This is a genomic window from Mesorhizobium sp. M0317, assembly GCF_040321555.1.
In the GTDB taxonomy this organism is placed as follows: Bacteria; Pseudomonadota; Alphaproteobacteria; order Rhizobiales; family Rhizobiaceae; genus Mesorhizobium.
On record NZ_JAMYRV010000033.1, the window covers coordinates 43,149 to 56,004 of the forward strand.

Below are 12,856 nucleotides of genomic sequence, written 5' to 3' on the forward strand. Positions count from 1 at the left end.
CTCACTCCTCTTCCGCCGCCCCGAACCCCGCATTCCTGGGGGCGCTGGTCGCGCTCGCCCAGGGCGTCGCGTGATTGTCGATGCGCATCTGGAAGATGAAATAGGTCGGCGAGCAGTAGCCGATGCCTTTCACCTTGGCAGCACCCGGCGTGTCCGGCGGCAGCGACTGGCACATATAGTCCTCGCGGCAGAAATGATCAGCCGAGCAGGCTGGACGGTTGCCGCGGTTGACCGCGCCGCCGAGGCACTGGTCGAAATTGTTGGTGGCGACGCAGGTGTCGAATTTCTTGCCGCCGACCATGCCGCAAATTTCCGATGGCATCGGCTTGCCCGTCTTGAATGCGGCGAAGCTGCGGTCCTTGTCGTCGCAGGCGCGATAAGCGATGCCTGCCGGTACGCCGATTTTCGGTGGCCGGCAGGTGTAGGCGGTCCGCGAAAAGGTCGGCGCAAAAGCCGCGAACTGGCCGGTGATCTTGTAGCGGTCGTTGAACGGCTGAGACGGGTTGCTGGCGATCGACCCGGTCAGGCAGGGATGGCCCGAAAACATCTTTGGACTGTCCGTGGGCAACAGACATTGCGCCAACGCGGTATGCACGCCTGAAGCCGTCGCGAGCGGCGTGCAGACGGTGCCGCCACCGCATTGCCAGGTCGCGCCGAAGCGTTTTGCATCATCCGGCATCAGGCACGGCATCGCCATCTCGGCCGGGGCGTAGTCGACATCGCCGGCATCGGTCCATGTCGCTGGCGGCGCGAAGGACAGCGGCCGGTAGCGGTTCGGCTCCTTGCCTTCTTCCGTCGCGCGCAGCCAGGCCTCACGTCGCGGAATCTCGGCATGGAGATGCGGCGAGATGCCGACCTCGATCCGGTTGAGAGGCGACGTCGTTTTGTCGTCGAGGCCAATGAAGTGAAAGCCGGCCGTCGAGCCCGCCTGGTGGCAGCCCTGGCAGGCGCCATTGTCCAGCCGCTCGACCAGCGCCTCCGGTGTCCGCACCAGCTTTAGCGCCGCATAGTCCAAGCCGGCGAAATCCGCTGGCTGGAACAGCGGCGTGAACGGATGGTTGGCCCGTCTCGCGCTGCCGAAGGTCGACCACGAGATGATTTTCTTGGCCAGGAATTCGTCGGGGATTTCGTAGACGCCGAGATCGATGGCCGCGACATTGGCGCTGACGTAGTCGGCGAGCCCTTTCTTCAGTGCGGCATCATCCGAGAGCCGCGCAACGTCAGGCGTATTCTCCAGCGGCTTCTCGCTGATGGCAGCGCCATCGATACCGAAGATCCGCATCAGATAGGCCGCCTGCCCGCCGAACTCGGTCTCCTGGCCCGAGGGAAAGCGCACCACTTGCGCGTTGAGTTCGAGCTGTTTGAAAGTCAGTTCCTCCGGTGCCAGCGGCCCGCCGGCCAGCCAGCCGGCATCGACGTTTTCGTCGATCTGCGGTGTCCAGCGCCCGGCAACGCCGACGCAGCCGCCATCGGCATCCGGCGCCACGCTGTAGACGGCGTTGAAATTGAATGGCAGCCGCGATGCCAAAACCTTGCCGTTCTTGCGGAAACTGTAGGCCAGGCGATAGATGAAGCGCACCTCGCCACAGCTCTTGTCGCCTTGCAGCGCGGTGAAGTCACGCCGGTCCAGCCGGTTGACGACGCCGACCAGGCGGAAGCGCGCGGCCTCGGTCTTCAGCCAGCGCATATCCATGATGCGGCCGACATTGCCGTCGGTCACCTCGTAGAGCGTGCGCCCGCCGGCCTTTATCTCGGCCCGCAGCGTGGCAATATCGGCCGCCACCATGTCGACAACAGCACGGTAGGCCGGCACCTCACTGTAGAGCGTCTTCAGATCGTCCGCGCCGTCGACGGCGAAAATGCCGGCGAAGCCAAACCCCTTGGCATCGAGGGCGGCGAGCACCGCCGGATCGTCGACGATGGTCACCGGCTGCTCAGCGCGCACGCCATGCGAGGCGAACAGCGCGATGATGGCTGCAATGGCGAGCGCGAAACGCTTCATCCGATCGGCACCTTCTGCCGTGCCTCGACAAGTTCACGCAGCACCGGCACCAGCGCCAGCGGCAGATCCTCGGCGATCAGACCCGGTCCGAAGCGGCTGCCGGCCTCGGCATGGATCCAGACCGCTGCGCAGGCGGCCTCGAATGCCTGCATGCCCTGCGCCAGCAGCGCGGCGACAATGCCCGCCAGCACGTCGCCGGAACCGGCGGTGGCGAGCCATGGTGCACCATTGGCGTTGATCACCGCGCGGCCGTCCGGCGCCGCGATGACGGTGTCGGCGCCCTTGTAGACCATGATGGCGTTGGCTCGTTCAGCGGCTGCGCGCGCCTTGGCGAGTTTCGACTGCTTCTTGTCCTTCGCGATGTCGGGAAAAAGTCTGGCGAATTCGCCTTCATGCGGCGTCAGCACCAATACCGGCGCCCACGGGAGCAGCGCGGCGTCGAACAGGGCCTGAGGCTGATGCGCCAATGACGTGATGGCGTCAGCATCCAAGACAATGGCAGGGCGCTGAATTCCGAATGAACTCGTCGACGTGCGGTTTAGGTCAGCGACCGTCGCGATCAATTGCAACGCGAAATCCCCCACTTTGGGTTTCGGCCCGAGCCCTGGTCCGAACACAAGTACTTCGGGGTGCCTCGCCGACAAAAATTCCTGCACTTCCTCCATCGAACCGGCCTCGCGCAGCATGATCGATGTCAGATGCGCGGCGTTTACCTGCATGGCATTTTCAGGCGAGAGCACGGTCACCGCCCCTGCCCCGGCTCTGGCTGCAGCCATCGCCGACAGCCGCGCCGCACCTGTCGCGCTCGGCCCGCCGGAAAAGACGCTGACGTGGCCGCGCTTATACTTATGTGTATCGACCGCCGTTTTCGGAAAACTGTATAGCCAGAAATCAGGCGTGTTCTCGAACGTCTTGATCTTGAACTCATCGACGATCGCATCCGGAATGCCGATATCGGCGATGATGATCTCGCCGCAGAGGCTGCGCCCCGGCATCAGCAGATGGCCGGGCTTTTTCCGCACGAACGTCACCGTCACGTCGGCCTTGAAATAAGCGTTGCTCAAGCCGGTCTCGCCCGACACACCAGAAGGCAGATCGATTGACACCACAGGCACGCGCTCCGCCGCGGCCAATCCTGAGACGGCAGAGGCATGCAGGGATATCTTCTTCGACAATCCCGCACCATAGAGCGCGTCCACGACGACTTCACCCGGTTCCGGGTAGCAGTGTCCGATGTGCTCGACCGGCAGATTGCAGGCCTCGGAAGCTCGCGCCGCATCACTCCCGGGCTTCTGCTTGCCTTCGGCCCAGAGCGCCACATTCACACCAGCCTCGGCCAGCAACCGCGCTACAACATAGCCGTCGCCACCATTATTGCCGGGGCCGCACAGCACGTGCACGCGGCTTGCTGCGGGATAGCGTGCCAGGACCACAGCAGCGACCGCTTCGCCGGCGCGCTGCATCAGGCCATAGCCGTCGAGCGGACCGGCCGCGATCGCCAGCCGGTCGGCCTCGCCCATCTCGGCCGGCGACAGGACTTCATTGCTCATGGATTGCCGATCCGCATTTCGTTCAAGGCCGACCCCTTTGTCCCTATCGAGCATTGTCCAGTTTCGGATTCGAAGCAAACGGCCAGGCGCTGCGTTGGCATGCGGCCAATCCTTTCGCAGACTGGCGCGCCGGATCCGCGCGGGCCTGCAAAATGCGCAATCTGCCTAATTATCGTGCAGACGCCCGAAGCGGCAATGTGTAGGCTTCGGGCAGCTTTGCCGCAGCCGAAGCAGAGGATGACGCGAATGTGCATCCCGGCGCGGCGCGGCATTGGAATTGCGCGAAACCGCTTCGCGTGGGCTGAAATTGGCACAGTTCGTGCTTGATGGAGGCGCAAGCGGGGCGCACAACCCGTTTTTTTTGGCAGTGGAGGCCACTTTTTACATGAAAAAGATCGAAGCGATCATCAAGCCGTTCAAGCTAGACGAAGTGAAGGAAGCGCTTCAGGAGGCCGGTCTGCAAGGCATTACCGTCACCGAGGCCAAGGGCTTTGGCCGCCAGAAAGGCCATACCGAACTCTATCGCGGCGCCGAATATGTCGTCGACTTCCTGCCCAAGGTGAAGATCGAAGTGGTGCTGGGCGACGACGCCGTCGAAGGCGCCATCGAAGCCATCCGCAAGGCGGCGCAGACCGGCCGCATCGGCGACGGCAAGATCTTCGTCTCCAACATCGAGGAGGTCGTTCGCATCCGTACCGGCGAAACGGGGATGGACGCCGTCTGAGCTTTCTGATTTCAGATTAACGTCTCCTCGAAACGTCATCACACAGGGAAGAAACGACATGACGACAGCCAAAGACATCATGAAGCAGATCAAGGACAACGACGTGAAATTCGTCGACCTGCGCTTCACCGATCCGAAGGGCAAGCTGCAGCACGTGACGATGGATGTCATCGAGGTCGAGGAAGACATGTTCGCCGACGGCGTCATGTTCGACGGCTCCTCGATCGCCGGCTGGAAGGCGATCAACGAGTCCGACATGGTGCTGATGCCCGATGCGGACACCGTCCACATGGATCCGTTCTTCGCCCAGTCGACCATGGTCATCCTGTGCGACATTCTCGATCCGGTCTCCGGCGAATCCTACAACCGCGATCCGCGCGGCACTGCAAAGAAGGCCGAGGCCTACATGAAGGCCGAAGGCATCGGCGACACCATCTATGTCGGCCCCGAAGCCGAATTCTTCGTCTTCGACGACGTCAAGTACAAGGCCGATCCCTACAACACCGGCTTCAAGCTGGACTCGACCGAACTGCCGTCCAACGACGACACCGATTACGAGACCGGCAATCTCGGCCACCGCCCGCGCGTCAAGGGCGGCTATTTCCCTGTGCCGCCGATCGACAGCGCGCAGGACATGCGCTCCGAAATGCTGACCGTGCTCGCCGAAATGGGCGTGCGCGTCGAAAAGCACCATCACGAGGTTGCCGCTGCCCAGCACGAGCTCGGCATCAAGTTCGACACGCTGGTCCGCAACGCCGACAAGATGCTGATCTACAAATATGTCGTGCACCAGGTCGCCAACGCCTATGGCAAGACGGCCACCTTCATGCCGAAGCCGATCTTCGGCGACAACGGCTCGGGCATGCACGTCCACCAGTCGATCTGGAAGAACGGCAAGCCGACCTTCGCCGGCAATGAATATGCCGGCCTGTCGGAGTCGTGCCTGTTCTACATCGGCGGCATCATCAAGCACGCGAAGGCGATCAACGCCTTCACCAACCCGCTGACCAACTCCTACAAGCGCCTTGTGCCTGGCTATGAAGCACCGGTTCTGCTCGCCTACTCCGCGCGCAACCGTTCGGCCTCCTGCCGCATTCCGTTCGGCTCGTCGCCGAAAGCCAAGCGCGTCGAGGTCCGCTTCCCCGATCCGGGCGCGAACCCCTACCTCGCTTTCGCCGCCATGCTGATGGCCGGCCTCGACGGCATCAAGAACAAGATCCACCCGGGACAGCCGATGGACAAGGATCTTTACGATCTGCCGCCGAAGGAACTGAAGAAGATTCCGACCGTCTGCGGTTCGCTGCGCGAAGCGCTGCAAAGCTTGGACAAGGACCGCGGCTTCCTGAAAGCCGGCGGCGTCTTCGACGACGACCAGATCGACAGCTATATCGAGCTCAAGATGGCCGAAGTGATGCGCTTCGAAATGACCCCGCATCCGGTCGAATACGACATGTACTATTCGGTCTGAACGATAAGCCTCAGCGACAAGGAAAAACCCCGGCGTCAGTTCAGACGCCGGGGTTTTTGTTTGACCAATAGCAGACCGTAGATGTGGTAGCAGCAGGCTACGGCGCAGGCTTATGAAGCCTGCGCCGCTATAGATGCTCAAGCAGCAGCCGAGACCTGCGCGCTGGTCGAAACCTCCGCGATGGTCTTCAGGATCTGCGAAGCGATCTGGTAGGGGTCGCCTTGCGAGTTCGGACGGCGGTCTTCCAGGTAACCCTTGTAGTCATTGTTGACGAAGGAATGCGGCACGCGGATCGAGGCGCCTCGGTCGGCGATGCCGTAGCTGAAGCGGTTCCACGGAGCGGTCTCATGCTTGCCGGTCAGGCGCTTGTCGTTGTCCGGGCCGTAGACGGCGATGTGGTCCATCAGGTTCTTGTCGAATTGAGCCATCAGCGCTTCGAAATAGGCCTTGCCGCCGACTTCGCGCATATAGGCGGTCGAGAAGTTGGCGTGCATGCCCGAGCCGTTCCAGTCGGTGTCGCCGAGCGGCTTGCAGTGATACTCGATGTCGATCTCGTACTTTTCGGTCAGGCGCTGCAAGAGATAGCGGGCCATCCACATCTGGTCGGCGGCCTTCTTGGAGCCTTTGCCGAAAATCTGGAATTCCCACTGGCCCTTGGCCACTTCGGCGTTGATGCCTTCATGGTTGATGCCTGCTGCGAGGCAAAGGTCGAGATGCTCCTCGACGATCTGGCGCGCGATCGGGCCGACATTCGAATAGCCGACGCCGGTGTAGTACGGGCCCTGCGGCGCCGGATAGCCGCTCTCGGGGAAGCCGAGCGGACGGCCGTCCTTGTAGAAGAAATACTCCTGCTCGAAGCCGAACCAGGCGCCCTCGTCGTCGAGGATGGTGGCGCGCTTGTTGGACACATGCGGCGTCACGCCATCTGGCATCATCACTTCGCACATCACCAGCACGCCATTGCTGCGGGCCGGGTCCGGGAATACGGCGACCGGCTTCAGCACGCAGTCGGAGCTGTGGCCTTCGGCCTGCTGCGTCGAAGAACCGTCGAAGCCCCACAGCGGCAGCTGCTCGAGCGTCGGGAACTCGGCGAACTCCTTGATCTGGGTCTTGCCGCGAAGATTGGGGACCGGCGTGTAACCATCGAGCCAGATATACTCGAGCTTGTATTTCGTCATTCTAGAGCCTCTCGTTGCTTGATCACCGAACCTGGATGACGCCGGCGCGCCGAGCCATCCAGCAGCCCAGCTGCCGGTCGATAAAATGCAAATCGTGTGCCACTTCAGTTGGTCAGGGTGCGGCAAAAATGCCCTTTCATCCCGCCGGTGATGGCAAGCCGCCTAAGCAATGCGCCCGGATCAATCAAAGGCAGAATTTGCTTAAATAACAGGCAAATGCCGATCTTTCTTTAGGCATCTTGCCTAAAAGGATTGCAGGACCTACCTTGATGGAAAGATGAATCGAAGAGCCTCTCCAGAAGAAAGGAGACCGACCATGGAAATCACCTCAGCCCGTCCGTCGGCCAAAATCCTGATGTTCCCGGTGGCAGCGCGTGCGGGTGCCTCAAATTTAGGCGTAAAGGCCAAGTTTGCGGCAGAGCTTGCTTCGCTGCGCGATCACCCGCTTGCCCATGGCGGGGCCTGGTATCATGAGGCCGCCATTGCCGAGGCCGAACAGCCTCGCAAGAGCTAGGCGTCTTCCGCGCTGATAGATCGAACAGGCCCACAAATCAAAAACCCGGCGCGATCGCTCGCGCCGGGTTTTTTGTTTGATACAGAGCCGTCGGCTACTGCTTGGTATGCAGGTCGGTGCCGAGCGTATCCCTGACGAAGATCATGCCGATGATCAGCGTCACCGCCGCGATCACCACCGGATACCAAAGGCCGTAATAGATATCGCCCTTGTAGGCGCTGAACGCGAACACGATCGCGGGCAGCAGGCCGCCGAACCAGCCATTGCCGATGTGATAGGGCAGTGACATGCCGCTGTAGCGGATGCGTGTCGGGAACATCTCGACCAGGATCGCCGCGATCGGCCCGTAGACCATGGTCACGTAGAGGACCAGGATGAACAGGATGCCGATGACCTTTGCCCAGTTGACCTGTGCGGGGTCGGCAAACATCGCGAACGCGCCCGCTGCCGGAACGCTGTACACGGTCACCTCGGTGGCGCCCGCGGCCTCATCCTTGGTCAGCACCTTGTCCTTGATGGCCTGTTCGGTCGGGACCGCGGTCTTTTCGCCGGCGCGGATGGCTGCCGCATCGAGCTTCAGTTCAGGATTGGCCGCGACAAAGGCGTCGAGCTTCTGGTCGGCAACCTTGGCGGCAGCGCGCTTCAACGGGTAACCGCCACCCTGAAGCGCGAGGTTGATACCCTTCTTGAAGGCAGCGTCGCTTGCAGCCTTCTTGTCGCCCGCGGCCTTGGCATCATAAGACGCCACAGTTTCGCTGCCGATCATGACACTCGCCGGGGTCCCCGCCGCCGCGGTAGAGACGATGTCGTAAGGCACCGAGTTCTTGGCAAGGAAGTCGGTCGCGATATCGCACGAACTGACCGGTACGCGCGTGCCGGTCGGGTTGAACTGGAAGTTGCAGTCTCCCGGAGCCGCCGTCACCGTGGCGCGCGTGTTCTGCTGTGCGGTGGCGAGCGCCGGATTGGCGGCCCAGGTCAACGCCTTGAACAGCGGGAAGGTGGTGACGACTGCCAGCGCAAGGCCGGCCATGATGATCGGCTTGCGGCCGATCTTGTCGGACAGCCAGCCGAAGAAGACGAAGAAGCCCGTGCCGAGTGCCAGCGCAATGGCGATCATGATGTTGACCGACTGCGCGTCGACCTTGAGCACATTGGCCAGGAAGAACAGTGCATAGAACTGGCCATTGTACCATACCACGGCCTGACCGGCGGTGAGGCCGAACAGCGCCAGGATGGCGATCTTGGCGTTTTTCCACTGGCCGAAGGCTTCCGACAGCGGCGCCTTGGAACTCTTGCCCTCTTCCTTCATGCGCAGGAAGGTCGGCGATTCCGAAAGCGACAGCCGGATCCAGACCGAAATGCCGAGCAGGATAGCCGAGACCAGGAACGGAATGCGCCATCCCCAGGCGTTGAAGGCGTCCTTGCTTACGGAATTCTGCACCAGCAGGATGACAATCAGCGACAGGAAAAGGCCGAGCGTCGCCGTCGTCTGGATCCATGAGGTGTAGAAGCCGCGACGGTCGTCCGGCGCATGTTCCGCGACATAGGTCGCGGCGCCGCCGTACTCGCCGCCAAGCGCCAGGCCCTGCAGCATGCGCAGCGCGATCAACAGGATCGGCGCCAGAATGCCCAGTGTCTCTGAACCCGGAAGCAGGCCGACAAGGAAAGTCGACAGACCCATGATCATGATGGTGACAAGGAATGTGTATTTGCGGCCGACGAGATCGCCGATGCGGCCGAACACCAGCGCGCCGAACGGGCGCACGATGAAGCCGGCGGCGAAGACCAGCAGCGTGAAGATGTAGCGGGTGCTTTCGGGAAACGAGTTGAAGAAGGTCAAGCCGATCGCGCCGGCCAACGCTCCGTAGAGATAGAAATCATACCATTCGAAAACCGCGCCCAGCGAGGAGGCGAAGATGACCTTCTTCTCCTCTCGTGTCATGCCGCGGCTGGCTCCGCCGGCGGTCGATGCCAATGCCATTGAACTGTCCTCCCGTGAATCGTCTGCCTTCGACGCTGGGCGTCATCGTCGGCGTTCCCTCTGAACGCGACTCGAACCAGCCATCAGCGTAAAAAATGACAGAAAGCGACCGCCGGAGGCAGACAGACCTTGGATTTATGACTTTGGTATTAGGTGCAGTGCGGCAAAGGCCGAGGATCAGGTCTTCAGCGCATCGAGCAGGCCGACGGCCGCCATCATGTCGCGTTTGCGGGCCGAGCGGCGTGCGACAGCCTCGGCATCCTGGCCCCAATGCTCGATCTGCCAGTCCTCGTCGACATGGCCGGCGGCCCAAGCCGCGTCGCCATCGAGCGCGCCGTAATCGACCGCCAGCGCCAGCAGCGCCGACCCGGTCAGCGAAGTCATGACATGGATTGCGGCCAGCCGCAGCGGCTCGGCACGCTGGGCAAGATGAGCGCCGAGCACTGCGATGCTCTCGCGCGGCTGCTCGACATGGATGATGCCCTCGGCGAGATTGAACCGAGCCCCTAATGTCGCTCTCGCCCAGTCGATCACCGGATCCCAATGCTGGTTCTGCCGCTCGACCAGCCCCTGTGGCGCGTCGGCGCGGTAGCAGGTCAGATCGGACGAGGCGAAGCGCAAGACGTCCTCCAGCACCGCCTGCGGGTCGCTGGCGACGCCGTCGATGGCGGTGTTGACCAGACGCAGCACCGGCATCGTGACCGGGTCGATGGTCTCGCCCTGTGCAGCGAACTCATTGGCGACCAGGGCGGCGGCCTTTTCGGTCGGCAGCGCCAGCAGCGCCTTGCCCGGCGTGCGCACCGGCTTGCCGTCGAGATGGACGGCAAAACCGTCCTCCACAGCTGCGACCGACACGTCCTTGTAGAAGCGCTTCGGCAGGTGCGTCTTCATCTGGATCTGCGCGCGGCGGACCGGATCCGGATCGGACAGATGCTTTCCCGCTTCGAGGTCGTTGAGGATGTCACGCATGGTCGAACTTTCTATCCAGGTACCTGCTTGCGCGCCGGCCGGTTGACGATGATCAGGCCGACTGCGATCAGCCCAAGCGCCACAAAGATCCTGGTCGTTGGCGCCTCGCCAAGAATGATAGCGCCGCAGAGGACGCCGAACACCGGCGACAGGAAGGCGAAGCTCGACAGGCCCGATGCCGGATAGCGCCTGAGCAGCCAGAACCACAGCACATAGGTGAAGGCAACTATATAGAGCGACTGGAACAGCAGCGCCAATGTCGGCAAGGCACTGACCGCGCGGATCGGCGGGCCGGCGAAAGGCAGAACCAGGACACCGACAATGGCCGCACCGGCCAGCTGATAAAGCAGCAATTTCTCGGCACTGGTCTCGACCAGTTTCGAACGCTTGATGACGATACTGGTCGCCGCCCACAGAATACCGGAGCCGAGGCTGAGCAGATCGCCCATCAAGGTCACGTCGGTGCCGCCGGCAATCCCGTCTGAAAACACCGCCACCAGGCCGCAGAAGGCGAGAACGAGCCCGCCAAGCTTGCGCGCGTTGATACGCTCACCGAGCAGGAAATGGCCGCCGATCAGGACCCAGAACGGCATGGTGTTGACCAGCAGTGTGTTGCGGGCAACGGTCGTGTATTCCAGCCCGATATAGAGGCACAGGAACTCGACGCCGAACAGCACGCCGACGATGATGCCGGCGACAAGCGACCCGTCGGCCTTAAACAGCCTGATGCCGCGCAGCCAGCACCAGCCGAGCACACAGAGCCCGCCAATGATCGAACGTGCGATCGAGACGAAAACCGGATCGAAGCCGGCATAGGAGAACTTGGCGGCGCCGTAGATCAGCCCCCAGGAAAAGGTCAACCCGACCATGATGGAAGCAGCCGCCAGATCGACCGCATCGCGGCGATCCAATACCGAGGCAACGGCCAATGTCAGTCCTCCGCGCTGGCGTCGTCGAAGCCGATCAGGTTCCAGCTCTGGCGCATATGCGGCGGCATCGGCGCGGTGACGTCGATGACGCCCTTGTCCGGGTGCGGAATGACGATGCGGCGCGCATGCAGATGCAGGCGGTTCTGAATGCCGCCCGGAAAGTCCCAGTTGGTGTCGGCCTCGAAATATTTGGGGTCGCCGAGGATCGGGCAGCCGATATAGGCGGCATGAACGCGCAGCTGGTGGGTGCGGCCAGTGTACGGCTCCATTTCCAGCCAGGTCATCGTCTGAGCCGCCTGCTCGATGATGCGGTAGTAGGACACGGCGTGGTCGGCGCCCTTTTCGCCATGGGCTGCCACGCGCACGCGGTCGCCGTCCTCGGTCGGCTCCTTGATCAGCCAGGTCGAGATCTTGTCCTCACGCTTGGGCGGGACGCCCTTGACCAGCGCCCAATAGGTCTTCTTGGTCTCGCGCGCCCGGAATGACTCGGAAAGCTTCATCGCCGCAAGCCTGGTGCGGGCAACCACCAACACGCCCGACGTGTCGCGGTCGAGCCGGTGCACCAGGCGCGGCTTCTCGCCCTTCTGGCTGCGCCAGGCCTCCAGCATGTCGTCGACATTGCGGGTGACGCCCGAGCCGCCTTGCACCGCCAGGCCGGCCGGCTTGTTGAAGACGAAGACTTTTGGATCTTCGTGGATCAGCATCTTGGCCAGCACATCGGCGTCGCCCTGGTTGCGGATCGAGTAACCCGTAAGCGCACTCTCGCCCTTCTTGTCGACCTCGAGCGGCGGCACACGCACCACCTGGCCGGGCTCGACACGGCTGTCGGCCTTGACCCGGCCGCCATCGACGCGGATCTGGCCCGAGCGCAGCAACTTCTGCAGATGGCCAAAGCCGAGGCCGGGGAAATGGGTCTTGAACCAGCGATCGAGCCGCATGCCCGCCTCGCCGGCCTCCACCGTGATCTGTTCTACGCCTGCCATGATTTTCGCTTTATCCGTTTCTAACGCGTGACCCCGAAAATCTACTCCGGCTTTCGGAAAGGATCATGCGCAAGATCAAAGTTTCTGCAGCGCGTCCAGAGGATGCGGCGTGCTCCAGGTCGGGGCAATAACACTATGAAACGGTTCTTGCGAGCCAAAGTCCCAGAAACAGGGCGATAATGGCGCCAACGACGCTGGCAAGCGCATATCCCAACGCCGTCAGCGTCGCTCCGCGCTCCCACAGGGTCGCGAAATCGAGCGAAAAGGCGGAGAAGGTGGTGAAGCCGCCAAGGATGCCCGTGGCGACGAACAGCCGGAGCTCATTGGAACCGCCGCGCCGCATCAGCGCGGCGACGAACAGCCCCATAACAAAGGAGCCGAGGATGTTGATCGCCATTGTCCCCCAGGGGTAGTTGGGGCCGACGAGGCGCAAGGCGCCGATGTTGGTCAGGTGGCGGATGCCGGCGCCGATGCCGCCGCCGACCACAACAAGAAGCAGATTGAACATGCCCGTTTACTGCCCGGCCAAGGCAGTGCGGTCAATCCCTTCAGGCTAAC

Annotated in this window: 11 protein-coding genes; 3 read left to right on the top strand and 8 right to left on the bottom strand. The window is 62.4% G+C overall.

What is annotated here, in order from left to right; all coding sequences use genetic code 11:
• Window position 1: 1 nt before the first annotated feature.
• Both NKI88_RS21520 and NKI88_RS21525 read right to left on the bottom strand, forming a co-directional pair.
• Window positions 2-2,002, bottom strand: coding sequence for a hypothetical protein (locus NKI88_RS21520; protein WP_352657093.1), 2,001 nt, complete (start codon window positions 2,000-2,002; stop codon window positions 2-4).
• The gene (locus NKI88_RS21525; RefSeq protein ID WP_023691258.1) at window positions 1,999-3,552 is read right to left on the bottom strand and encodes a bifunctional ADP-dependent NAD(P)H-hydrate dehydratase/NAD(P)H-hydrate epimerase; all 1,554 of its coding nucleotides are present in this window, start codon (window positions 3,550-3,552) and stop codon (window positions 1,999-2,001) included. Before NKI88_RS21525 ends, NKI88_RS21520 begins: the two co-directional genes overlap by 4 nt.
• Before the next feature lie 385 nt (window positions 3,553-3,937).
• On the opposite strand from NKI88_RS21525, the gene NKI88_RS21530 reads away from it, so the two are divergent.
• Window positions 3,938-4,276, top strand: coding sequence for a P-II family nitrogen regulator (locus tag NKI88_RS21530; protein WP_006205430.1), 339 nt, complete (start codon window positions 3,938-3,940; stop codon window positions 4,274-4,276).
• A 58-nt stretch (window positions 4,277-4,334) separates the two neighbouring features.
• The gene (glnA, locus tag NKI88_RS21535) at window positions 4,335-5,744 is read left to right on the top strand and encodes a type I glutamate--ammonia ligase (RefSeq protein WP_023672775.1); all 1,410 of its coding nucleotides are present in this window, start codon (window positions 4,335-4,337) and stop codon (window positions 5,742-5,744) included.
• Between the two features lie 137 nt (window positions 5,745-5,881).
• Here glnA and NKI88_RS21540 read toward each other — a convergent pair whose 3' ends face one another.
• Window positions 5,882-6,922: a glutamine synthetase beta-grasp domain-containing protein gene (locus NKI88_RS21540; protein ID WP_023691256.1), complete on the bottom strand. Its 1,041-nt coding sequence runs from the start codon at window positions 6,920-6,922 to the stop codon at window positions 5,882-5,884.
• 316 nt (window positions 6,923-7,238) lie between these two features.
• Between NKI88_RS21540 and NKI88_RS21545 the strand changes: the two genes are divergently transcribed.
• A complete protein-coding gene (locus tag NKI88_RS21545; RefSeq protein ID WP_023706518.1) occupies window positions 7,239-7,436 on the top strand; it encodes a DUF2735 domain-containing protein in 198 nt (65 codons plus the stop codon).
• Window positions 7,437-7,530: 94 nt separating this feature from the next.
• Here NKI88_RS21545 and NKI88_RS21550 read toward each other — a convergent pair whose 3' ends face one another.
• The 5 genes from NKI88_RS21550 to crcB all read right to left on the bottom strand — a co-directional run bounded on the left by NKI88_RS21550 (window position 7,531) and on the right by crcB (window position 12,806).
• The gene (locus NKI88_RS21550) at window positions 7,531-9,417 is read right to left on the bottom strand and encodes an MFS transporter (protein WP_023682590.1); all 1,887 of its coding nucleotides are present in this window, start codon (window positions 9,415-9,417) and stop codon (window positions 7,531-7,533) included.
• 177 nt (window positions 9,418-9,594) lie between these two features.
• Window positions 9,595-10,386 carry an ATP12 family chaperone protein gene (locus NKI88_RS21555; RefSeq protein ID WP_023738898.1) on the bottom strand — a complete coding sequence of 264 codons (792 nt, stop codon included), beginning with the start codon at window positions 10,384-10,386 and terminating at the stop codon, window positions 9,595-9,597.
• Between the two features lie 11 nt (window positions 10,387-10,397).
• A complete protein-coding gene (locus NKI88_RS21560; RefSeq protein WP_352657096.1) occupies window positions 10,398-11,315 on the bottom strand; it encodes a DMT family transporter in 918 nt (305 codons plus the stop codon).
• A 2-nt stretch (window positions 11,316-11,317) separates the two neighbouring features.
• Window positions 11,318-12,298, bottom strand: coding sequence for an RluA family pseudouridine synthase (locus tag NKI88_RS21565; protein WP_023672769.1), 981 nt, complete (start codon window positions 12,296-12,298; stop codon window positions 11,318-11,320).
• Window positions 12,299-12,431: 133 nt separating this feature from the next.
• The gene (crcB, locus tag NKI88_RS21570; RefSeq protein ID WP_023682593.1) at window positions 12,432-12,806 is read right to left on the bottom strand and encodes a fluoride efflux transporter CrcB; all 375 of its coding nucleotides are present in this window, start codon (window positions 12,804-12,806) and stop codon (window positions 12,432-12,434) included.
• Window positions 12,807-12,856: the final 50 nt, after the last annotated feature.